The sequence below is a fragment of the Porphyromonas gulae genome (genome assembly GCF_000765945.1).
Taxonomy (GTDB): domain Bacteria; phylum Bacteroidota; class Bacteroidia; order Bacteroidales; family Porphyromonadaceae; genus Porphyromonas; species Porphyromonas gulae.
Map to the genome: position 1 here is coordinate 63,267 of NZ_JRAT01000012.1, position 21,450 is coordinate 84,716.

The 21,450-nt window shown below is 50.8% G+C and carries 22 protein-coding genes; 16 read left to right on the top strand and 6 right to left on the bottom strand.

Going from position 1 to position 21,450, the window contains the following annotated elements:
* Window positions 1-11: 11 nt before the first annotated feature.
* The 3 genes from queG to HQ49_RS11220 form a co-directional block, all read right to left on the bottom strand.
* Window positions 12-983, bottom strand: coding sequence for a tRNA epoxyqueuosine(34) reductase QueG (queG, locus tag HQ49_RS03785; protein ID WP_230587318.1), 972 nt, complete (start codon window positions 981-983; stop codon window positions 12-14).
* Between the two features lie 10 nt (window positions 984-993).
* Window positions 994-2,052: an HU domain-containing protein gene (locus tag HQ49_RS03790; RefSeq protein ID WP_018964418.1), complete on the bottom strand. Its 1,059-nt coding sequence runs from the start codon at window positions 2,050-2,052 to the stop codon at window positions 994-996.
* Between the two features lie 180 nt (window positions 2,053-2,232).
* Window positions 2,233-2,613 carry a hypothetical protein gene (locus HQ49_RS11220; protein ID WP_039443451.1) on the bottom strand — a complete coding sequence of 127 codons (381 nt, stop codon included), beginning with the start codon at window positions 2,611-2,613 and terminating at the stop codon, window positions 2,233-2,235.
* Here HQ49_RS11220 and HQ49_RS03795 point away from each other — a divergent pair.
* The 5 genes from HQ49_RS03795 to HQ49_RS03815 all read left to right on the top strand — a co-directional run bounded on the left by HQ49_RS03795 (window position 2,600) and on the right by HQ49_RS03815 (window position 9,163).
* Window positions 2,600-3,415 carry a DUF3298 and DUF4163 domain-containing protein gene (locus HQ49_RS03795; RefSeq protein ID WP_018964419.1) on the top strand — a complete coding sequence of 272 codons (816 nt, stop codon included), beginning with the start codon at window positions 2,600-2,602 and terminating at the stop codon, window positions 3,413-3,415. The genes HQ49_RS11220 and HQ49_RS03795 overlap by 14 nt on opposite strands.
* Window positions 3,416-3,458: 43 nt before the next feature.
* Window positions 3,459-4,115 carry a 16S rRNA (guanine(527)-N(7))-methyltransferase RsmG gene (gene rsmG / locus HQ49_RS03800; protein ID WP_394331896.1) on the top strand — a complete coding sequence of 219 codons (657 nt, stop codon included), beginning with the start codon at window positions 3,459-3,461 and terminating at the stop codon, window positions 4,113-4,115.
* Complete coding sequence (locus HQ49_RS03805) at window positions 4,112-4,756, top strand: MBL fold metallo-hydrolase (RefSeq protein ID WP_018964421.1); 645 nt, start codon at window positions 4,112-4,114, stop codon at window positions 4,754-4,756. The genes rsmG and HQ49_RS03805 overlap by 4 nt, the downstream gene beginning before the upstream one ends.
* A 4-nt stretch (window positions 4,757-4,760) precedes the next feature.
* Window positions 4,761-7,628 carry an aminomethyl-transferring glycine dehydrogenase gene (gcvP, locus tag HQ49_RS03810; protein WP_039418547.1) on the top strand — a complete coding sequence of 956 codons (2,868 nt, stop codon included), beginning with the start codon at window positions 4,761-4,763 and terminating at the stop codon, window positions 7,626-7,628.
* A gap of 203 nt (window positions 7,629-7,831) precedes the next feature.
* Window positions 7,832-9,163, top strand: a complete 1,332-nt coding sequence (locus tag HQ49_RS03815) for a DUF3078 domain-containing protein (protein WP_039418993.1) — start codon at window positions 7,832-7,834, stop codon at window positions 9,161-9,163.
* A 16-nt stretch (window positions 9,164-9,179) separates the two neighbouring features.
* On the opposite strand, the gene HQ49_RS03820 is transcribed toward HQ49_RS03815, so the two are convergent.
* The gene (locus tag HQ49_RS03820) at window positions 9,180-10,595 is read right to left on the bottom strand and encodes an ATP-dependent DNA helicase (RefSeq protein ID WP_039418548.1); all 1,416 of its coding nucleotides are present in this window, start codon (window positions 10,593-10,595) and stop codon (window positions 9,180-9,182) included.
* Window positions 10,596-10,726: 131 nt separating this feature from the next.
* Here HQ49_RS03820 and HQ49_RS03825 point away from each other — a divergent pair, with 131 nt between their 5' ends.
* Genes HQ49_RS03825 through HQ49_RS03835 form a run of 3 tightly spaced genes read left to right on the top strand, consistent with a single transcriptional unit; the run spans window position 10,727 to window position 12,778 of the window.
* Complete coding sequence (locus HQ49_RS03825; RefSeq protein WP_018964425.1) at window positions 10,727-11,359, top strand: hypothetical protein; 633 nt, start codon at window positions 10,727-10,729, stop codon at window positions 11,357-11,359.
* 19 nt (window positions 11,360-11,378) lie between these two features.
* Window positions 11,379-12,197: a DUF3822 family protein gene (locus tag HQ49_RS03830; RefSeq protein ID WP_039418550.1), complete on the top strand. Its 819-nt coding sequence runs from the start codon at window positions 11,379-11,381 to the stop codon at window positions 12,195-12,197.
* A 41-nt stretch (window positions 12,198-12,238) separates the two neighbouring features.
* Window positions 12,239-12,778 carry an RsmD family RNA methyltransferase gene (locus tag HQ49_RS03835; RefSeq protein ID WP_018964427.1) on the top strand — a complete coding sequence of 180 codons (540 nt, stop codon included), beginning with the start codon at window positions 12,239-12,241 and terminating at the stop codon, window positions 12,776-12,778.
* Between the two features lie 253 nt (window positions 12,779-13,031).
* Here HQ49_RS03835 and rpsA read toward each other — a convergent pair whose 3' ends face one another.
* A complete protein-coding gene (gene rpsA / locus HQ49_RS03840) occupies window positions 13,032-14,831 on the bottom strand; it encodes a 30S ribosomal protein S1 (protein WP_039418551.1) in 1,800 nt (599 codons plus the stop codon).
* Between the two features lie 148 nt (window positions 14,832-14,979).
* Entirely contained in the window at window positions 14,980-15,180 is a 201-nt protein-coding gene (locus HQ49_RS12060) for a hypothetical protein (protein ID WP_230587321.1), read from the bottom strand.
* Between HQ49_RS12060 and HQ49_RS12065 the strand changes: the two genes are divergently transcribed.
* The 8 genes from HQ49_RS12065 (at window position 15,122) to HQ49_RS03875 (ending at window position 21,429) form a co-directional block, all read left to right on the top strand.
* A complete protein-coding gene (locus HQ49_RS12065) occupies window positions 15,122-15,262 on the top strand; it encodes a DUF1661 domain-containing protein (RefSeq protein WP_230587319.1) in 141 nt (46 codons plus the stop codon). The genes HQ49_RS12060 and HQ49_RS12065 overlap by 59 nt on opposite strands.
* Before the next feature lie 492 nt (window positions 15,263-15,754).
* A complete protein-coding gene (locus HQ49_RS03845) occupies window positions 15,755-16,642 on the top strand; it encodes a cell division protein FtsX (RefSeq protein WP_026292083.1) in 888 nt (295 codons plus the stop codon).
* A 48-nt stretch (window positions 16,643-16,690) separates the two neighbouring features.
* The gene (locus HQ49_RS03850) at window positions 16,691-16,918 is read left to right on the top strand and encodes a DUF3098 domain-containing protein (RefSeq protein WP_039418554.1); all 228 of its coding nucleotides are present in this window, start codon (window positions 16,691-16,693) and stop codon (window positions 16,916-16,918) included.
* Between the two features lie 107 nt (window positions 16,919-17,025).
* Window positions 17,026-17,868 carry an undecaprenyl-diphosphatase UppP gene (uppP, locus tag HQ49_RS03855; protein ID WP_039418556.1) on the top strand — a complete coding sequence of 281 codons (843 nt, stop codon included), beginning with the start codon at window positions 17,026-17,028 and terminating at the stop codon, window positions 17,866-17,868.
* 9 nt (window positions 17,869-17,877) lie between these two features.
* Window positions 17,878-18,651, top strand: coding sequence for a tRNA pseudouridine(55) synthase TruB (truB, locus tag HQ49_RS03860; protein WP_018964432.1), 774 nt, complete (start codon window positions 17,878-17,880; stop codon window positions 18,649-18,651).
* A 21-nt stretch (window positions 18,652-18,672) separates the two neighbouring features.
* On the top strand, window positions 18,673-19,725 hold the full coding sequence (gene queA, locus HQ49_RS03865; protein WP_039418557.1) for a tRNA preQ1(34) S-adenosylmethionine ribosyltransferase-isomerase QueA: 1,053 nt from the start codon (window positions 18,673-18,675) through the stop codon (window positions 19,723-19,725).
* A 2-nt stretch (window positions 19,726-19,727) separates the two neighbouring features.
* Complete coding sequence (gene folK, locus HQ49_RS03870; protein ID WP_018964434.1) at window positions 19,728-20,171, top strand: 2-amino-4-hydroxy-6-hydroxymethyldihydropteridine diphosphokinase; 444 nt, start codon at window positions 19,728-19,730, stop codon at window positions 20,169-20,171.
* 13 nt (window positions 20,172-20,184) lie between these two features.
* A complete protein-coding gene (locus tag HQ49_RS03875) occupies window positions 20,185-21,429 on the top strand; it encodes a U32 family peptidase (RefSeq protein ID WP_039418558.1) in 1,245 nt (414 codons plus the stop codon).
* Window positions 21,430-21,450: the final 21 nt, after the last annotated feature.

Consider the following 21,450-nt stretch of genomic DNA (forward strand, 5'->3'; position numbering starts at 1 on the left):
TATTTGAGCCCTTATCCGTCTTCGTCAGTCGGCTGCTCATCCTCTTTCTTATCTCCCTGCTCCAAAGCTCGCGCATTGCGCCGAAGGCCATCGAGTCCGGCTCGCTTCATGGGCGAACCGGCGAAGAAGTGCAGGTATTTCTCTTCGTCCAAAGAAGCGAGATCGTCCTTGTCGAACGTAAACAGAGCCTCCCTCGGTACAAAGGCTTCGACCTCGGAAGGATGGGCATAGCGGTTCCAAGGGCAGCAGAGCTGGCAACTATCGCATCCGTAGAAACGATTGCCCAGCTTACCGACCAGTTCCGGAGGGATCTCCCCCTCATGCTCTATCGTCAGATAGCTCACACAGAGACGAGAGTCCATGCCCTCTTCGGAAATAGCTCCTGTGGGACAGCTTTCGATACAGTTCCGGCAGGCTCCACAGCGTGATGGCATCGGAGTATCGGGAGGCAGATCGATGTCCACCAATAGCTCTCCCAAGAAAAAGAAAGTCCCCCCTCGGGGCAAAATAAGCATGCCGCTGCGCCCTACCCAACCGATACCTGCACGGCAAGCCCAATAGCGTTCGGCAATAGGGGCAGAGTCGCTGAAAGACCGTCCCGAAACGGAAGGGCAGATCTCCCGACGAATATAATCCAGTAGCTTGTCCAAGAGGCGTTTGACGACCTTATGGTAGTCTTTCCCATAAGCATAGTAGGCTATTTGCGGAGCCGAGGCCGGTTGTTTGATCCTGGGGTAATAGTTCAGTGCCACGGAGATAACCGTTCGAGTACCCGGCAACAACTCCGCCGGCGAATAGCGAAGCTCCCTGTTGCGCTCCAGATAGTCCATTTCCCCATGCCGGCCTTCGGACAGGAACTTCTCGTAAGTCCCTACCACGGATGGCGGCAAGGCCTGTGCTTCGGCAAACCCACAAGCACTAAAACCAAGTCGGCGCGCCTCTTCTTTGATAAGGCGCGCCGACTCTTCCGGTGAGTATCGCAATTTTATTTTTTCATCGTCCGGCATACACCCAAGCATCGGCAAACAGCCTGTGTTTATCTTTCATCGAACGGATATAAGTCTGCGCTTCGTCCGCCGTAGCAAAGCGATCGGCATAAATACGTGCCTTATTGGAGCTAAGCAGCACCACGGCATTCGGCATCATGGCCTTATCGATGCTCATGCGGTAAAACTCCTGAGCTTTCTTCTTCGTATCGAATGTGCCCACTACCACATAATAGTATTTGGAACCTACAGGCTCGTGCATCACGGGCACACCCCCTTCGGCTACGTCCGTGGAGAGTTGGTTGGGCGATTCGGCCGGTTTAGAGGCCGTAGCCTCGATTGGCTGCGAATCAGCCGTAGCGGCAACAGAAGCCGGCTTCGCCGTCACCACCTGCACCGGCCGGGCTTCGGTATCTTTCCATACGCTCTTGGCTGTCAGCTCGGTAGGGACAAAACTGGCGGCAAACTTATCCGACGAGGAGATTTGCCCCCAAGGGACAACAAGCAATACGCCCAACATCACAGCCGCAGCCGCCATCATGCCGGTACGCTTATGGATCTTCAGGTAGAAATAATCCGACCGACCGGCCGGCGAAACTTCCTTCTCCCTCTCCGCAGACGGCTGTACTTCGTCGAAAGACTCAGCCAAACGAGGCAATGAGCAAGGAACCAGGCCGTAGGAAAAGCCCGATCCTTCCTCCGCTTCGCTTCGGTGCGAATAGCTGATTTGTCCCTCCGGATTCAAAGTCAGTTCGCCCATCTTTTCCAAGCTGACACGTCCGGCACGTACCAGTTCGGCACGCAAAGTGCGCACATCGTCATCGAGCATCACTCTGGCACGGCGGTGCGAGATACCATAAGCTCGTGCGTAGCTATCCTCCAAGATACCGTCCCGAAGCGAGAGGGCAGCATTGAATCGGAGTTCTTCTTTGGGAGGGTAAATAAGATTGTCATCACGGTCGTAACATGCCGGCAACAGCTCAGCAACAAAACCGCCAAGGCTCGGCACCACTACACACTTATGTATACTGATGCTGCGTTCGATGTGGGATATCAACCTATTCATAGCAACGGAGTGAAAAAGGAGCCGCCCCGAAGCGGACGACTATTTGGAACAAAGGTAACATTTTCTCCGTCCGCCGACACATTTTTCCGCGCCAAAAATCACTAAAAAACCGAACCGACCACTCTCACGCCAAGAGTTATAGCAGACATCTGTAATCCTTTACGGGAAAAAGGATTGTACCTAACGGAACAGCACAAAACATTTTGCAATGACAGCAATCGCAGAGCATGAAATAAGGAAGGCGGAGCATCGTTTTTCCACTTCTGAGCGAAGAGAATCGGGAGGGAGGATTTTCCTCTCTGTCAGCGTTTCTTGTCCCAAAAATTTCGTGGATATGGTTGCTAAAAACATGGCGCGAGAAAGTTTTCGTTCCCGAACCAAAAGAAAAAAATTCCCGAACCAAAACGTATTTTTTTTGGTTCCATAATCGAGATTCTGCCGAACCGCAATCCATCGTTTTCCGGCGCGTAAAAAAAGGCTTATCCGAAATGAATTGCGTAAATTTGTGGCAGTAATAATGAATCTATCGGAATTATAATCTTTCACTATGATGAAATCCATGCGCAGCGTGCTGTCGCTACTCTTTCCCTTGTCTCTGATCACCGCTTTTGGCTGTAGCAAGAACAAAGCTGCCGAATCGAAGGACATCACGTTCGATTCGGCCTACCTCGAACGCTATATTCCACTGCGAGCGGACATCGACACGCCATCGCTGCATGTGGTGATCAGCTACGTCTATCCTTCGGGGGACGACATGCTCACAGAAGTGTTCAATGGGCTGCTCTTCGGGGACAGTCTGATGGATTCGTCTTCGCCGGAGAATGCCATGGAAGGCTATGCGCGAGTGCTGGGCGAAGACTATCGCTCGAACAATGCCGAAGCCAGTCTGCAAGGACTTCCCTTAGACCTTCTGGACTACATCTACAAGCAGGAAAATACCATCGCTTATTGCGACACGGGATTGATCTCCACACGTATCAATACATACACGTACGAAGGCGGTGCGCATCCGGAGAACACAGTCCGCTTCGCCAACATCCTTCGCTCTACGGGCAAGATACTCGAAGAGCGGGATCTGTTCAAGATCAGCTATGCGGAAAGGCTGTCCGCACTCATCATAGGACAATTGGTACAGGATTTCGGCAAGACCAAGCCGTCCGAATTGGATGCAATAGGTTTCTTCAACGCAGAAGAAATACAGCCCAATGGTAATTTTATGATCGATGACAAGGGCCTCACATACTGTTTCAATGAGTACCAGATAGCTGCTTATGCCAGAGGTGCTGTCTATGTCCGTCTCGGCTATGACGTATTGGCACCTTTACTAAGAGACGATTCGCCCCTGAAGCGTTACCTGCCGTAGTCCCCCTCCTTTTGTTTCGACCGATATGACGAATACGCAGCAAATGCCCGAAGAGCTGTTGCCCCAGGCTTCAGATATAGAGATCATCGAGAAATACTTCCCCCACTTGTCCGAACGACAACGCGAGCAGTTTGGGCAACTGGGACCGCTGTACACGCATTGGAATGCCCTTATCAATGTCATTTCCCGAAAGGATATAGACAATTTGTATCCGCACCATGTGTTGCATTCCTTGGGGATAGCTCGCATGCTGAACTTCAAACCCGGCACAAGTGTATTGGATCTGGGCACAGGCGGAGGATTTCCGGGTATTCCCTTGGCGATTCTGTTTCCTGAGGTATCCTTTCTGCTGGTGGACAGCATCGGCAAAAAGGTGAAAGTGGCCGCCGCCATAGCCGAAGCCTTGGGGCTTGACAATGTGCGCACCATGCACTGTCGGGCGGAAAGCATAGATGAGAAATTCGACTTCGTAGTCAGCCGTGCCGTGATGAAACTGAGTGAACTGGCCAAGATCTGCAGGAAGCTCATTCGGCACGAAGATCAGCAAAACGCGCTCCCCAACGGGCTTATCTGCCTCAAGGGCGGAGAGCTTCAGCACGAGATACTGCCATTCCGGAACAAGGCAATGACAGAGGAGCTGTGGCCGACCTTCGAGGAAGCGTATTTCAAAACAAAAAAAGTGGTCTACTTACCTCTATGACAACGACTAAAGTAAAGATGTTCACCTTCAACTCGGTGGCAGAAAATACATATATCCTTTACAACTCCACGGGCGAAGCTGCACTTATCGACTGCGGCTGTATGGATGGGAGCGAAGAGCAGCAGCTACTCCGCTTCGTTCAGGAACAGCAGCTCACAGTAAAGCTCCTGCTCAACACGCACCTGCACTTCGACCATGCCTGGGGCAATGGCTTTGCAGCCAAAACCTTCGGCCTGCCTGTGCTCACGCATCGGGCTGAAGTGGAAGAAATGCCGTCTCCGTCCAAGCAACTGGCAGCATTCGGCATGTTCGGCACGATGGACGAACCGCCGATACAATACATTGCTCCGGGCGACGTTCTTCAGTTGGGAGAGAGTACCATCAAGGTGCTTTTCGTCCCGGGGCACTCGCCCGGTCATCTGGCATTCTATTGCCCACAGGCCCAAGCGGTATTTACCGGCGATGCGCTCTTTGCCGGTGACGTGGGCCGGACCGACTTGTGGGGCGGTAGCTACGAACTGCTGAAAAAGAGTATTCGCGCAGAACTTCTCCCTCTTCCCGACGATACGGTAGTCTACCCCGGACACGGGCCTACCTCTACGATAGCTTACGAACGAACTAATAACCCTTTTCTCGATTAGAATAATGAATACGAACAAATTCGAAAACCGCCATATAGGTATTGCCGAGCGCGACCTCTCCGTCATGCTCCGGACCATAGGCGTAGAGTCAATGGATCAGCTGATCCGCGAAACGATCCCCGGCGACATCCTGCTGTCCGAACCTCTTGATCTGCCCGAAGCCATGACCGAGCGCGAACTGCTCGAGCATTTCATGGAACTGGGATCCAAGAACAAGGTCTTCACCTCCTACATCGGACAAGGCTGGTACGATACGGTCACACCGGCTCCCATCCAGCGCAACGTATTGGAGAATCCCGCGTGGTACACTTCCTACACACCTTATCAGGCGGAGGTATCACAGGGACGTCTGGAGGCTCTCTTCAATTTCCAGACGGTGATCACCGAACTGACAGGGCTGCCCCTGACGAACTGCTCGCTCCTCGATGAAGCCACTGCCGGTGCCGAAGCCGCACGTATGTTCTTCGATACCCGTTCGCGCACACAAATCAAGGCCGGAGCCAACGTTCTCTTCGTGGACAAGAATGTATTCCGCTCTACGATCGAAGTGATCCGCACCCGTATCATACCTCAGGGTATGCAGATCGTGGTGGGCGACTACAAGACATTCGGCTTCACACCCGAAGTATTTGCCGCCATCGTACAGTTCCCCGATGCAGAAGGCTCGGTCAATGATTATAAGGCATTCATCGAAGCGGCTCATGCCGGCAACGCCAAGGTAGCCGTAGCAGCCGACCTCTTGAGTATGACCATCCTGACTCCTCCGGGTGAATGGGGTGCCGACATCGTATTCGGATCGGCACAGCGTTTCGGTATTCCCATGTATTACGGTGGTCCCTCGGCAGGATATTTGGCCACAAGCATGGACTACAAGCGCAACATCCCCGGCCGTATCATCGGTATGTCCAAAGACGCATACGGACGTCCGGCTTATCGTCTGGCATTGCAAACGCGCGAACAGCACATCAAGCGTGAGAAAGCCACATCGAATATCTGTACCGCACAGGCTTTGTTGGCCACGATGAGCAGCTTCTATGCCGTGTATCACGGTGCTGACGGCTTGCGCCATATAGCCGGCAGGGTACATGCTTATGCAGGATTTATCAGCGAGAAGCTCGCCGGGCTCGGCTATAAGCTCACGAACAAGAACTTCTTCGACACACTTCGTGTGGAGCTGCCGGCCGATGTCACAGTAGAAAAAGTACGCGAACTGGCTGAAGAGTGCAGCGTGAACTTCTTCTACCCCGCCGATGGTAGCATCGTCATCAGCTTGGATGAGACTACGTTGCCCTCCGACCTCGGCGTTCTGCTCTATATCTTCTCATCCGTTCTGGGCAAAGAGGAGACAATCACAGAGGACATTGCCATTGACAAGCGTTATTTCGATGGTGCCTTTGCCCGTACGTCGAACTTCCTGGACTACGACGTATTCAACAACTACCACACGGAGACGGAGCTGATGCGCTACATCAAACGCCTCGAACGCAAGGACATTTCTCTGGCGCACTCCATGATTCCGCTGGGTTCTTGTACGATGAAGCTGAATGCCGCATCCGAGCTGTTCAACCTCTCGATGCCGCAGTTCAACGCCATCCACCCGTATGCTCCCAAAGACCAGACGGAAGGCTACAACGAGATGCTCGAAAGTCTGGAACATTACTTGGCCGTAATCACCGGTTTCGACGCTACTTCGCTCCAGCCTAATTCCGGAGCAGCAGGCGAATACGCCGGATTACTCGCTATTCGCGGCTATCTGAACAGCATCGGACAGGGACACCGCCATCTGGTTATCTTGCCGGCTTCTGCCCACGGCACCAATCCGGCCAGTGCCATCCAGTGCGGATACGATACGGTGACGGTAGCTTGCGACGACCGAGGCAACGTAGATATGGACGACTTCATGGCCAAGACGGAACAACACAAGGACCAAATCGCTGCCATGATGATCACTTACCCGAGTACGCATGGTATCTTCGAGACTAACATTATCGATCTCTGCCGTCGCATCCACGAGTGTGGTGGTCAGGTGTATATGGACGGTGCCAATATGAATGCTCAGGTAGGACTGACCAGCCCGGGCTTCATCGGAGCGGACGTGTGCCACTTGAATCTGCACAAGACCTTTGCCATCCCCCACGGAGGTGGAGGTCCGGGTGTAGGTCCTATCTGTGTGGCCAAGCACTTGACTCCATTCCTGCCATCCCACCCGCTGCGTGAGGACTACAACGGCTTGGAGGTATCCGCCGCTCCATACGGAAGTGCAGGGGTAACGACTATCACCTACGCATACATTCGCCTGATGGGCTACGAAGGTCTGCGCAGAGCTACGAAAATCGCCATCCTGAACTCCAACTACATGGCCAACCGTCTGAAAGATACTTTCGGTATCGTCTATACGGGAGCCACAGGCCGCGTAGGTCATGAGCTGATCCTCGAATGCCGCAAGATCAAAGAAAGCGGTATCGACGAGAACGATATAGCCAAGCGTCTGATGGACTTCGGCTACCATGCTCCGACGCTCTCCTTCCCCGTACATGGCACTCTGATGATAGAGCCGACCGAGAGCGAGAGTCTGGCCGAACTGGATCGTTTCATAGATGTGATGAACTGCATCTGGGAAGAGATCCAGGAAGTGGCTCGCGGCGAACAGGATGCTACCGACAACGTACTGAAGAATGCTCCGCATCCTCAGTACGAGGTAACAGCCAACGACTGGTCGCATCCATACTCTCGCGAAAAGGCAGCCTACCCGCTGGAATACCTGCGTGAGAATAAGTTCTGGCTCAACGTAGCCCGTATCGACAATGGCTATGGGGACCGCAATTTGGTTCCGAGCCTCTGCGGTGCATGTGAGGTTTTCAACAATCAATAAAATCGCCCCTGCACAACAGGTAATAAACGAAAGCGAACCCCGAGAGTCAAATAAAAACTCTCGGGGTTTTCTTTTTCAATAAAGATAAAGATGCTAAGAGTGAAAGACTTATTTAAGCTCAACGAAAAACCCCGAAAAAGAAAATAAAGATTGGTATAACTTTGCCCGCGCAAAAACGGTTATATAAAAACGATTTGACTACGATGAAGATAAGATACCTCCTCTCCATATTCCTGTTCTGCTGTTCCATCGGAGCTGCCGATGCCATAGCATCGAAACCGACTGTTCCCGTACCCCGACCGCAGAATCACCTCTTAGCGGATACAGACAGTCTGCCGACAGCACCTATAGCCTCCGGCCGCCTACTGATGAGCTATCTGCAGCTACCACTCGTAGCAGAAAACTCGTCCACCCCTCTATCCGAAGGACTCTGGCATATCACCATACCTGAGATACCCTCTCGCTTGCAAAAAGCCTGTGGGAAAGATCCCGTTCCGGTACCGGATTTGAGCGATATGATTGCAGAAGTGGATTTGGCACGCAGGGTGCTGACCGAGCTTCAGTATCGTCGATTAGATCTCTTCACGTACAGCCGCACGGAATTGGAGCCTTTCGGCCCGGACTACTCCTATATCAAGTCACAAGACATGCCGCTTATCAATGGGGGTGCTCTATCAGACAGGATCATCCAACCGGGAAAAATCCGTGGCATCGAACTCAAACCTCGCTACTGGTTTTTCAATATGGAGACCATGTTGCAATTCTCCCAGAACTACATTTCCGAAAACTGGTACAAAGGGGGATCGAGCAATCTGAATATCATGTTCAGCAATCTGATTGTCCGTCAGTATCGCAACAAGAAGATTCGCTGGAAAAATGAGTTGGAAAACAAACTCAGCATCTTCAACGCAGCCAAAGACACGGTCAATCGCTATCGAGTAGCAGAGGATTTGCTCCGTCTGCGATCCAACTTCGGCTACAAGGCGTTCAAGCAATGGTACTACTCCTTGGATGCTGAAATGCGTACACAGCTATTTACGAACCGAGCTGAAAACAGCTTGAAGAAACAATCTGCATTCCTCGCTCCGATAATCTTCAATACGGGTCTCGGCATGAAATACGAGTTGGATACGAAAAGCAAAAAGGTTTATGGCAAGTCCGCTAAACTGGGACTGTTCCTATCTCCCGTCTCGTACATCCTCAAATGGTCGGTCAGAGACGATATAGACTTGGCCCGCCACGGTTTTCCCGAAGGAAAGACCATTGTACACGAATTGGGTTCGGCCATAAAAGCCGAACTCGTATGGAACTTCGATAGTCGCCTGAGTTGGCAGTCGCGCCTGTATGCCAATACCACATACGATAATACGGTGGCAGAATTTGAGAATGCCCTCAACCTGTCGCTCACCCGACTGCTGAGCACCCGTTTATATCTGTACCTGCGCTATGACGACAGTGTGTCACTACCGGAAGGCAAAGGAACATATTGGCAGGTGAACGAATTGGTGAGTATCGGCCTCTACTTCCGTTTGTAAGAGACTGCCCTCTCTCTTACGGCATCATGTCTTTCGGAGTATTGACGAGATAGAGCTGTTCCGAAGCTCTGGTTACTGCCGTATAAAGCCAACGACAGAGTTGTTCGTCGTGAGGCAGATAGCTAAGCATACCCATATCGACATAAACATGCTTCCACTGGCCTCCCTGAGCTTTGTGGCAGGTGATGGCATAGGCATACTTTACTTCCAAGGCCGAAAAGAAAGCATCCTCTCTGATCGCTTTGCGCCGAGCAGGGACGCTCTCCACCGAACTATAGTCTTCCGCAACGGCATCATACAGTTTTTGCCTCTGTGCATGGGTAAGACCGGCTGTTTCCGCCGTCAGTCCATCGAGCAATAGCCTCGCTTCTATCTCACGCCCCTGCTCTACCAGATTGATGGTGGCATCTGCAAATCGGAATCCATACAGCTCGTATCGCTTGCCCAACCGCAGAATCTCTACGATCTCTCCATTAGCCACGAAGTCGGTCTTGTCTCGCCTGTCACAATAATGATAGTTGTTGCGCGTCACCACCAATCGATCGCCCCGTACCAACTCTTCTTCGTAGTACAATACCTGACTGCGGATGCCCAGATTATAGGCCAAAGCACGTTTATTGGAATAGCTGACAATAATGGTCTCGTCCATGCCTACAGTCCGAAACGAAGCATCCAGTGCTTCTATCAGTTCAGCACCGGAAATAGCCGACACATCTCCCGAATCCCTTATGTTCAATTTGATTTTGTCTGAAATACCATCGGAAAGTAAACGGCGCAGGCTCGTGGCCAAAGAGAGAATGGCGGATTCTTTCTGCTGACGTACCACCTCGGTCAGTGTACATTCATATATGCGCAATCCGTAGGAAGTTTCCATTACACCGGCATCCAATGCCGGACTCACCACACTGCCGACCGGCGGAAGCTGTGCCGTATCTCCGGCCAGAATCAGACGGCAACCATCCGTTTCGTTCACGTATGCCAGCAAATCGTTCAGCAAGCTACCCGAGCCAAAGGGCGTAGGTTCGACACTTTCATTCCCGATCATAGAGGATTCGTCCACGATAAATACTGTACCGGTAGGGCTGCTGCGACGGATGCGATAGGAGCCGCCCTCCTCTATCCCCGCAGCGGAAGCCTGATAGATCTGTCGATGAATGGTATAAGCCTGATGCCGAGTGTAGGATGTCAACACCTTTGCAGCACGTCCGGTCGGTGCCAATAGCTCACAATGCGCACCTTGCTGCAGGATGGTCTGCACCACCGAAGCGATAAGCTGTGTCTTACCCGTACCGGCATATCCGCGAAGCAAAAAAACCGAATAAGGCTCCCTGTCGAGCAGATACTTTGCCAAAGATCGAATAGCCGAATCTTGGCTTTGCGTCGGGGTAAATGGCAAATTTTTCAATATTTGCCCGGCCAAATAATTGTCCATCTTTATACAAATCGTATATTTGCGGGGACTAAGTTACTTCCTTTGAACGATATGCTCGGATTCGGTGGGGCAATACGGATTAGGAAGCGTCTTTAGAAGAGAATTTAATACAAAAACAAAGTAAGATAACGATGAAAACTTTAATCAAGATTTTGGTGGCTGTAGCAGTCGTGGTGTTGGCATATCTCACCGTGATGAGCATATACACCCCCGTTAGTTTCGACAAGATTCAGGCCAGTCGTGAAACAGCTATCCAAAAGAAGCTGAAAAACATAGCCGACTATCAAGCTGCATTCGAAAGCATGTATGGTCGCTATGCCACAGCAGATGAATTGGTAGGTTTCCTGGCCAACGGTCGTGTCTACTACGTGAATGCCGAAGGCGAATACACCGACGACATGCGCGACAAAGGAATGACCGAAGCGCAGGCAGCTCGTGCAGGCTTGCTCAAGCGCGATACGGTTTGGGTTGCAGCCAAGGACTCTCTGCTCAAAGGTATTGATCCTAATACAGTCTTGGATATTCCCGGTTTTGCCGGCAAAAAGATCTTGGTCGAAGTAGGTTCCATCCAGCAGGAGATCGGTCAGGATACAATAAACGTGTCCGTATTCCAAGCATCAGTGCCTTTCGTTGACTACCTCAGCGATCAGGATCAGGTTCGTCTGAGAATGAAAATCAACGATGCAGAAGCTCGTGCCAATGGATATGCCGGTCTGCGCATCGGATCTCTGAAAGAAGTGAAGAATACCGGTAACTGGGAATAATCTCTCGGAAGTATAGCGCGTGGAAATCCCTTCTTCCGATATTCCGGCTACCCCCCTCTCTGCTCACACTGCAGAAAGCTACGATATGTCCATCCGATTCCTGTCGGATGGACTTATTTTTAGCCTCTTCGATACGGAGGGTAAGCCATGCGCCAGATGTGCCTATCCTTTCGACTCAGGAGCAGAAGACTATTGCTCTGCTGTGAAGGAGCTTTTTTTCCATTACCAACATCTCACCTACCCATACCGCCACGTACACGTCAGTTACAGCCCGGATTCGTATGTTCTCATTCCTCGCGCTTTGTACGAAGAGGGTAGAGCCGACTACTGGCTGAGGACTGCTGTCCACTTGCCGGACGAAGGCAAGGGTGTAGCCGTCATGGAGTACAACCTGTCTCATCAGGATAAGATGCTGATTTTGGGATGGGACAAGCCTCTCTATGAATTTCTAAGAAGGACACAGGTCGGAACAGAGTTCGCCCCCGACTTTATCCCCTTTTTCAAAGAAACGGAGCGACAGAGCCGGCAGCATACGGCCAAAAGAGTTGCCCTCAATCTCCGGCATGACAAACTCGACCTCTTCGTATTCGAAGGAGGCAGTCTGCTCTTTGCCAATACATACAGCCTCACGGACAATCAAGCTATTCGCTCTGTCGAGGAAGAAGTCCTTTTCTATCTGGTCACTGTCTGGAAGAGCTTACGGTTGGATATAGAGCATGACCGTATCGTTATCTGTATCCAACAAAATGTCCGCGACCACTCTGTCGGAAAGGATGATCTCAGGCAAACATTGGAACCGTTCTTCCGCCATATCGAACTGTGCAAAGAGCCGGTCTAATGTAACGCCATACTCGAAGTCTCTTCTCCACATCTTTCCCTATGCGTGTAATCAGAGGTAAATACGGACACAGGCGTTTCGATGTACCCAAAAGCTTCAATGCCCGTCCCACAACGGATTTTGCCAAAGAGAACCTCTTCAACATCCTGTCCAACCGTTTCGATTTCGAAGGACTTTCGGCTATCGACCTGTTTTCCGGCACGGGGAGTATAGCATTGGAATTGGTTTCTCGGGGTTGTTCTTCCGTCACTTCCGTAGAGAAACGCCGTGAACATGCAGCTTTTATTCGCACCCTCATTAAGCGTCTGAACGAGGAAAACTGCTGGAGAGTCTTCGAGACAGACGTATTCCACTTTTTGGAACGCAACAAAGAATGCCGCCGCTTCGACTTGGTCTTTGCCGATCCGCCCTATACATTGGCCGAACTGGAGAGCCTGCCGACCAAGGTATTAGAAAGCAATATACTGGCTGAAGATGGGCTATTCATCCTCGAACACCCCAAGGATTTCAGCTTTACGGAGCATACCCGATTTGAGGAACATAGAGCCTACGGCTCCGTCAATTTCACCTTCTTTCGGTAAGGCTACCACCTCCACCAAACTCCACCAACAATAACTATTGAAGGATTGGAGCTATGGGCATGTGTAATAGTTTTGCTACGTCTAACGTACTTGTTGTTTGCTCTTGATCCCTCTGCGTTACTCATCTACTTGTAACGCTGTTTGGGGAGTGGTGGGAAGCGAATAATAAAAATAGGCTGCGCCGAATGTTTTCGGTGCAGCCTATTTTATAAGGTGGATCATACGCTCTTGGGCGTATGATCCATGGGAGTTTTTAGTTTTCTGAAAGCTTCTCTTTCAATGCGGCCAATTCGCCGAGGTCACCGAGAGTGGCTTTCTCTACAGTCTGTGCAGGATTGGCAGCTTCGGCAGCAGCTTCTTTCTGAGCCGCCTTGGCTTCGGCCTTACGCTCTGCGTTGGCTTCGCGCTGAGCCGCTTTCTGCTCATCTTCGAATACACGGCTATGAGATACAATGATTCGCTTGGCATCCTTATTGAACTCAATAACCTTGAAAGGCAACTTCTCTTCGAGTACAGCTTGTGAACCATCTTCCTTCACCATATGCTTCGGAGTAGCAAAACCTTCCACACCGTAAGGCAGAGAAACGACAGCACCCTTGTCCATCACCTCGATTACCGTTCCTTCGTGGATAGACCCTACAGTGAATACCGTCTCGAATACATCCCAGGGATTCTCTTCCAACTGCTTGTGGCCCAAGCTGAGACGACGGTTTTCCTTGTCGATCTCGATTACCTGAACTTCAATATCAGCACCTACTTCCGTAAACTCGCTGGGGTGTTTGATCTTCTTCGTCCAAGAGAGGTCGGAAATATGGATAAGGCCGTCTACACCCTCTTCGATCTCAACGAATACACCGAAATTGGTGAAGTTGCGAACACGAGCATGGTGGCGAGAACCTACCGGGAAACGAGTCTCGATATCAGCCCAGGGATCCGGCTTGAGTTGCTTCAGACCGAGCGACATCTTGCGCTCTTCGCGATCAAGCGTCAGGATCACAGCTTCCACTTCGTCGCCTACATGCAGGAAGTCCTGAGCAGAGCGCAAGTGCTGCGTCCATGACATTTCGCTCACGTGGATAAGACCTTCAACGCCCTGTGCAATCTCAACGAAAGCACCGTAATCGGCCATCACCACTACTTTACCTTTCACCTTGTCGCCCACCTTGAGTTCGCTATCGAGAGCATCCCATGGATGAGGCATCAGCTGCTTCAGACCGAGGGCGATACGCTTGCGATCTTCATCGAAGTCGAGGATAACGACATTGATCTTCTGATCCAGCTGTACGATTTCTTCCGGATGAGCCACACGACCCCAGGAAAGGTCCGTGATGTGGATAAGACCATCCACACCGCCGAGGTCGATAAACACACCGTAAGAAGTAATATTCTTGACGATACCTTCGAGTACCTGTCCTTTTTCGAGCTTGCCGATGATTTCTTTCTTCTGTTGTTCGAGCTCTGCTTCGATAAGCACCTTGTGAGATACAACTACGTTCTTGTATTCTTGATTGATCTTCACAATCTTGAATTCCATCGTCTTCTCAACGAATGCATCGTAGTCGCGAATGGGGCGCACGTCGATCTGCGATCCCGGGAGGAAAGCCTCGATGCCGAATACATCGACGATCATACCACCCTTGGTACGACACTTCACATAGCCCTTTACGATTTCGTCTTTTTCGAGAGCCTCGTTCACACGCTCCCAAGAACGTGCTGCACGAGCTTTGCGGTGAGACAAGACGAGCTGACCCTTCTTATCTTCCTGATTCTCGATGTAAACTTCCACTTCCTCACCCACTTTCAGGTCCGGATTGTAGCGGAATTCCGTTGCAGGTACCACACCTTCCGATTTGTACCCTACGTTGATAACCACCTCACGCTTGTTGATAGCAGTTACCGTACCCATCACCACTTCTTTTTCCTTGATGGTGTTGAGGGTTTTGTCATAAGCAGCCTCCTGCTCCTGACGGCTCACGGCAGCTTTGGCACCACCGGCTTCAAACTCTTCCCAGTTGAAATCCTCTCTGGGCTGAATGTTCTTTAAGTTTTCCATTTGTTTTTTTAAATCGTTTCGTTGCTAATAGATTGGACATTATATGGTCATATCTCTCAAAAGCGCTGCAAACTTACAACAACTTTTCGTTACTCTCCTCATTGAGATCGACATATCTATCATAATCGCACACAGTCGATTAAGAAACTCACCTTATCCGTCTTCTATTTCGAAAACGAAACAGCTCTGCGAATGAAGTTCCAACCGCCACATTCGGAAAGGTATCACCCAATTTTATCCGCTCTTGCTCCCATAAGAAAATCCGACAGAGTATGAGAAATGGCAATCCGATGGTTTTGGCACGAAAATTTTCCGACACTACGCTCCGAAAAACGTGGCTCGAGAAAATTTTCGCTTTGGCGCGGGAAGTAAAAAATTCCCGAACCAAAACGAAAAAATTCCGGTTCCACTTTTTCAGGAAACACGCGTAAGAATCGCAGCGATTGCGGTTCGTAAACCATGAGATGGCAAATGGCATGGGACCGCAAGATGCGGCCTCCTATCCATTTCGCTTCGGAACAGCCGGCATCACCATAAAGCGCGCCCCTTTCATTCGACCCGCTCGCCTGATATCCCGCCTACACAACATTCCATGCGTAAACCGTACCAATCGAATCAATGGATGCAAATCAGAGAAACAGCCACACAGAGTGTTTTTGCCCTCTCTCTGGAGATAGCCCCTACTCCGCTATTATATATAGCATGCTTGAGAATGGGCGAAGGAAGGGATATCTTGTCCAAGAAAAATACAGCCCCATACCATATTATATACTATTTTTGCGGAGAAGTTGGGGTGTTTCGGCCTTTTACAAAAGAATGACAGGCCATTACTCTCTGAATCCGATCCGCCGATGATCAAATCCACCGCCGGCCGGCAGAGGGGCTTCAGTCTCCGATTCTATCTCTGAGATACAGCAAAAAGAATGTCACAAAAGAACAAGAAGCGGTCTTCGGCCTTTTTCCATTCGAGGTTTTTGGCCATTATGAGTATTGCTGTTGTGCTCTTCCTTTTGGGGGCCATCGGCATTATCGAGTTTATCGGCAGAGGAATAGGCAATTCCGTGAGAGAAGACCTCTCCTTCAATCTGCTATTATCCTCCGACATGGATGAAACGCAGATACAAGAGCTACAACGACAGATAGTGGCCACACCCTTCGTCAAAGATGTCAGCTATATCTCTGCCGATCAAGCCCTCGAGGAGATGAAAAAAGAACTGGGCGAAGACGATCCGGCTAAGATGCTCGGCTATAATCCCCTACAGGGGGAAATGTGCGTTCACCTCAAGGCCCAATACACCCATCCGGACAGTCTGAAAGTGATCGACTCAGCCATTCGGACATGGGATGGAGTGGACAATCTGCAATACAGGGCAGATATGTTCGACATAGTACACCGCAATACACGCCGCATCGGTCTCGTACTACTCATCCTGGCAGCCTTGCTCCTTCTGATCAGCTATATACAGATCAATAATACCACCCGCTTGCTCATCTATTCGAAGCGATTCAGCATCCGTACCATGACGCTGGTGGGTGCCACACCTCGCTTTATCCGCAAGCCCTTCGTCCGCTACAGCATGCTCAATGGACTCGTGGCCGCTTTGCTTGCCATCGTGCTCCTGGGCATAGCCCTATACGCAACTGATGAATATGCTTTCAACAAGAGTTTGCGCCCCTACCTCACGGTGGAAAACCTCCTGATCATAGCCGGAGGCATGCTGCTTGTGGGCATACTGATATCTGCTTTTTCGGCACGTGCTGCAACGAACAAATACATCCGTATGGATGGGGGCAAGATGCACCTCGTATAGGGGGCAGGGAATATTGACAAACCAACTAAGACAATCAAACAGCATACTATGCTTTTCGGGAAAAAGAACTTTATCTTGATGGGGGTATCCGCTATCCTCATTATTCTGGGCTTCATATTGATGTCAGGGGGAGGGTCAGCCGACCAAGTAAGCTTCAATCCGGATATTTTCAGTGCCAAGCGGATACAGATAGCCCCGTGGGTGAGCATGGCCGGCTTCGTCCTGATGGTATATGCCATCATGGTATCGCCGGAGAAAAAAGACAACCGCAAGTAACCCTCCTAAAGCGGACTCTTCTGACGATCAGGCTGCGACTGCACATCGCGGTCAAGTAATTTAATACCTGTTCCGACGAAGAAGTCGCCATCTTCCCGCAAGACAATATGACCATACTACAAGCCATCGTTTTAGCCATCGTAGAGGGCCTGACCGAGTTTCTTCCGGTGTCTTCCACCGGACATATGATTATCGCCGAAGGTATAATGGGCATAGAGAGCACTTCCTTTGTCAAAGCCTTCACCGTGATGATACAGTTCGGAGCCATCCTATCCGTTCTGGTACTATACCGGAAGCGTTTTTTCTGTTTTCCCGTGGCACCACGAGCCTTAGGCCAAGGCAAAGGGGTGGAATTTCTGAGCCGGTTCGATCTCTATTGGAAGCTACTGATCGCACTCGTTCCGGCCGTTATCCTGGGATTCCTGTTCGAGGACTGGGTGGATAGGATGCTGGGCAGTGTCTGGGTAGTGGCCGTCGTGCTATTCCTCGGTGGTATCTTCATGCTATTCGTCGATAAGCTGTTTGCCTCATCGGACCGGGAACTGGTCACATACCCCAAAGCATTAGTCATAGGGCTATTCCAATGTCTGGCCATATTCCTGCCCGGGCTCTCACGCTCGATGGCTACCATAGTCGGCGGCCAACAGCAAAAGCTAAGCCGCAAGGCAGCTGCGGAGTTTTCCTTCTTTCTGGCAGTACCTACGATGCTCGGTGCCACCCTGCTCAAGGCTTACAAGCTCTACAAGGAGGGCGGGATAGAGATTTTCAGAGAGCACATGACCGTGCTCCTCGTAGGCAATATCGTGGCCTTTATCGTAGCACTGGCTGCGATCAAGTTCTTCATCGGATTCCTCACCCGATATGGGTTCAAGGCATTCGGCTATTATCGTATCTTGGTTGGCGGTCTGCTTATCGTACTGATGCTCTCAGGAGTATCCTTAGCTGTCTGAATCGGAAACATGAAACAAATAGATCGTCCGCTCCACCTGCGCGAGGGCGAAGTGCTCTACTTCGACAAACCTCTGACATGGACTTCGTTCGACTTGGTCAATAAATTCCGCTATCGGGCTTGTCGTCGGATGGGGATCAAGAAGCTGCGCGTAGGGCATGCAGGCACATTGGATCCGCTGGCAACAGGCGTGATGATCCTGTGTACAGGGCGTGCCACGAAGCAAATCGATGTACTGCAGGCCGGCACGAAAGAGTACATTGCCACTATCAGACTGGGAGCCACGACACCGAGCTTCGACAAGGAAACCGAGCCGGACGCCTTCTTCCCGTACGAACATATCACGCACCAATCGGTTCTGGACATACTACCTCGATTCACGGGAACGATAGAACAAGTGCCTCCCGTGTTCTCGGCCGTTCGCGTGAACGGGAAACGTGCATACGATTTGGCACGTAAGGGGAAAGAGGTGGAGCTGAAAACCCGCACCTTGCAGATCGACGAGATCGAACTGCTGGAGTACGACCTCCCCCTGATCACGCTACGCATCGTATGCACCAAAGGCACTTACATACGTGCCTTGGCCCGCGACATAGCCGAAGCCCTCGGATCAGGGGGACATTTGGAGGCATTGCGCAGGACAAGAGTAGGCGATGCACGAATCGAAGACTGTCTTTCGACGGATGAGCTGGAACAATGGTTCGATCGTCTCGGTTTTGCTTATGAACCGGAGTTCGAACAGAAAGAGGCCGATCCGTCCTCCATACCTGCAAGCAAAAAATAACTAACGGCAACATATATCGCTATGAAATTATCCAAGTTCAAATTCAATCTTCCGGACGAACTGATCGCGTTAGAGCCGACCAAGTTCCGCGACGAATCGCGGATGATGGTCGTACATCGTCGTACAGGAGAAATCGAACATCGCGTTTTCAAGGACATTCTGGAGTATTTCGACAAGGGTGATACCTTCGTCTTCAACAATACCCGTGTTTTTCCTGCCCGTCTCTATGGTAATAAAGAGAAAACCGGTGCTCAGATCGAGGTTTTCCTCCTGCGCGAACTGAATGAGCGTCTGAAGCTGTGGGATGTCCTCGTGGATCCTGCCCGGAAAATACGTATAGGCAATAAGCTCTACTTCGGCAACGACGAAGAGCTGGTGGCAGAGGTAATAGACAATACGACCTCCCGAGGACGTACACTGCGCTTCCTGTACGATGGCTCTCATGAGGAGTTCAAGGAGCTGCTTTTCCAATTGGGACAGACCCCTCTGCCCAAGTACATCGATCGGGAAGTAAACGAAGAGGATCCGGAGAGGTATCAAAGCATATTCGCCGAAGTGGAAGGTGCCGTGGTGGCACCTGCTGCCAGTCTTCATTTCAGCCGCGAGCTGATGAAACGACTGGAGATCAAGGACTGCCGTTTTTCTTACATAACGGTACACCATGCTTTGGGGGCTTATCGCGACATCGATGTAGAAGATCTGACCAAGCACAAAATGGATAGCGAGGAGATGTATATCACGGAAGAGCCGTGCATAAACATCAACCGCTCGTGGGATGAAGAAAAGAAGATCTGCGTCGTAGGGACTTCCGTTCTTCGTGCTTTGGAAACGGCCGTGAGCACGGACGGTCATCTCAAGCCGTTCGAAGGTTGGACCAATCGCTTCATCTTTCCTCCATACGAATTCCATCTGCCCTCTGCATTGGTCACGAACTTCCATATGCCACTCTCTACCCTACTGATGATGACGGCCGCTTTCGGAGGTCATGAGCTGATTATGAGTGCATACGACCTCGCTGTAAAAGAAAAGTATCGTTTCGGTGCTTATGGCGATGCCATGCTCATTATCGATTGAGTATGGGCATAGTATATCTTTCTTTGGGCAGCAACTTAGGCGATCGACACAGTTTGTTGTCTGCAGCGTTGGATATGCTACAAACGAGGGTGGGCAGACTGCTCACCCTTTCTCGGTTCTATGAAACCGAACCGTGGGGGTTCGAATCGCCTCATCCTTTCCTCAATGCGGTGGTGGCTTTGCGATCGAAGCTCAAACCACAGGACATTCTGCATATCACACAAGCCATCGAAAGGGAATTGGGTCGCACACAAAAAAGCAATGGAGGGATCTATCACGACCGTCCGATCGATATAGACATTCTATTGCATACCACATACCCGAAGGTACAATCGCCCGAACTGGAACTGCCCCACCCGCAAATGTGGCAACGGGACTTTGTACGTATGCCGCTATCGGATGTAGCTCCCTGGCTGCATCCGGACGAGCCGTCTCACGCCCTCTGACTTATTGAAAGAAATGAATGTAAACGACTTCGAGATAATGGCTCCTGTCGGTTCGTACGAATCGCTTATGGCAGCCATCAAAGCAGGAGCTGATTCCGTTTACTTCGGGATTGAAGGACTGAATATGCGCGCCCGATCTGCTAACAACTTCACCACGGAAGATCTGTACAAAATAGCAGAGATCTGCACAGAGAAGGGCGTAAAGAGCTATTTAACGGTGAACACCGTCATATACGATGAGGACATAGTACTCATGTGCTCCATTATCGACGCAGCACAAAAGGCACAGATATCTGCCATCATAGCTTCCGACGTGGCTGCGATGACGTATGCCAACGAGATCGGAGTAGAAGTGCACCTGTCCACTCAGCTCAATATCAGCAATGCGGAGGCCCTGCGCTTTTATTCGCGCTTTGCCGATGTGGTCGTATTGGCAAGAGAGCTGAATATGGATCAGGTACGTACAATCCACGAGACCATCCTCAGAGATAATATCTGTGGGCCTAAAGGCCATCCCGTTCGCATAGAGATGTTCGCTCACGGTGCCCTGTGTATGGCTGTCTCGGGCAAGTGCTATCTAAGTCTGCACGAGCACAACAGCTCGGCCAACAGGGGTGCCTGTGCACAGATCTGCAGAAGGGGCTACACCGTCAAGGACAAGGATAGTGGTCTGGAACTGGACATTGAGAACCAATACATCATGTCGCCGAAAGACCTGAAGACGATTCATTTCATCAATAAGATGATGGATGCCGGCGTACGAGTGTTCAAGATAGAAGGACGGGCACGTGGCCCCGAATACGTCTATACGGTCTGCCGGAGCTACAAGGAAGCGATCGAAGCATACTGCAACGGCACCTATGACAAGGAAGCTATAGATCGGTGGGACGAACAATTAGCTACCGTATTCAACCGAGGTTTTTGGGATGGATACTACCTCGGACAGCGACTCGGCGAATGGACGCATCGATACGGTTCAGGAGCTACCCGCCAGAAAATATATGTAGGCAAAGGGATCAAATACTTCAGCCGTCTCGGTGTGGCTGAATTCGAGATAGAGTCCGGCGAACTGCATGTAGGCGATGAGATTGTGATCACAGGCCCTACGACAGGTGTGATCATCCAAAGAGTAGAAGAGATCCGGTACGAACTGCAAACCGTGCAAAAAGCGACAAAGGGGCAACGCATCTCCATCCCGGTAAAGGAGAAAGTACGGCCATCGGACAAACTATACCGATTCGACAAAAGAGAAGAATAATAAGATGTAGGGAAGAACGTG

Excerpts from the sequence above, each read along its gene's own strand:
- HQ49_RS03790 (WP_018964418.1), bottom strand. The coding sequence starts at position 2,052 with ATGAATAGGTTGATATCCCACATCGAACGCAGCATCAGTATACATAAG.
- HQ49_RS03795 (WP_018964419.1), top strand. The coding sequence starts at position 2,600 with ATGATGAAATCCATGCGCAGCGTGCTGTCGCTACTCTTTCCCTTGTCT.
- HQ49_RS11220 (WP_039443451.1), bottom strand. The coding sequence starts at position 2,613 with ATGGATTTCATCATAGTGAAAGATTATAATTCCGATAGATTCATTATT.
- rsmG (WP_394331896.1), top strand. The coding sequence starts at position 3,459 with ATGCCCGAAGAGCTGTTGCCCCAGGCTTCAGATATAGAGATCATCGAG.
- HQ49_RS03805 (WP_018964421.1), top strand. The coding sequence starts at position 4,112 with ATGACAACGACTAAAGTAAAGATGTTCACCTTCAACTCGGTGGCAGAA.
- gcvP (WP_039418547.1), top strand. The coding sequence starts at position 4,761 with ATGAATACGAACAAATTCGAAAACCGCCATATAGGTATTGCCGAGCGC.
- HQ49_RS03815 (WP_039418993.1), top strand. The coding sequence starts at position 7,832 with ATGAAGATAAGATACCTCCTCTCCATATTCCTGTTCTGCTGTTCCATC.
- HQ49_RS03820 (WP_039418548.1), bottom strand. The coding sequence starts at position 10,595 with ATGGACAATTATTTGGCCGGGCAAATATTGAAAAATTTGCCATTTACC.
- HQ49_RS03825 (WP_018964425.1), top strand. The coding sequence starts at position 10,727 with ATGAAAACTTTAATCAAGATTTTGGTGGCTGTAGCAGTCGTGGTGTTG.
- HQ49_RS03835 (WP_018964427.1), top strand. The coding sequence starts at position 12,239 with ATGCGTGTAATCAGAGGTAAATACGGACACAGGCGTTTCGATGTACCC.
- rpsA (WP_039418551.1), bottom strand. The coding sequence starts at position 14,831 with ATGGAAAACTTAAAGAACATTCAGCCCAGAGAGGATTTCAACTGGGAA.
- HQ49_RS12065 (WP_230587319.1), top strand. The coding sequence starts at position 15,122 with ATGGTTTTGGCACGAAAATTTTCCGACACTACGCTCCGAAAAACGTGG.
- HQ49_RS03845 (WP_026292083.1), top strand. The coding sequence starts at position 15,755 with ATGTCACAAAAGAACAAGAAGCGGTCTTCGGCCTTTTTCCATTCGAGG.
- HQ49_RS03850 (WP_039418554.1), top strand. The coding sequence starts at position 16,691 with ATGCTTTTCGGGAAAAAGAACTTTATCTTGATGGGGGTATCCGCTATC.
- uppP (WP_039418556.1), top strand. The coding sequence starts at position 17,026 with ATGACCATACTACAAGCCATCGTTTTAGCCATCGTAGAGGGCCTGACC.
- truB (WP_018964432.1), top strand. The coding sequence starts at position 17,878 with ATGAAACAAATAGATCGTCCGCTCCACCTGCGCGAGGGCGAAGTGCTC.
- queA (WP_039418557.1), top strand. The coding sequence starts at position 18,673 with ATGAAATTATCCAAGTTCAAATTCAATCTTCCGGACGAACTGATCGCG.
- folK (WP_018964434.1), top strand. The coding sequence starts at position 19,728 with ATGGGCATAGTATATCTTTCTTTGGGCAGCAACTTAGGCGATCGACAC.
- HQ49_RS03875 (WP_039418558.1), top strand. The coding sequence starts at position 20,185 with ATGAATGTAAACGACTTCGAGATAATGGCTCCTGTCGGTTCGTACGAA.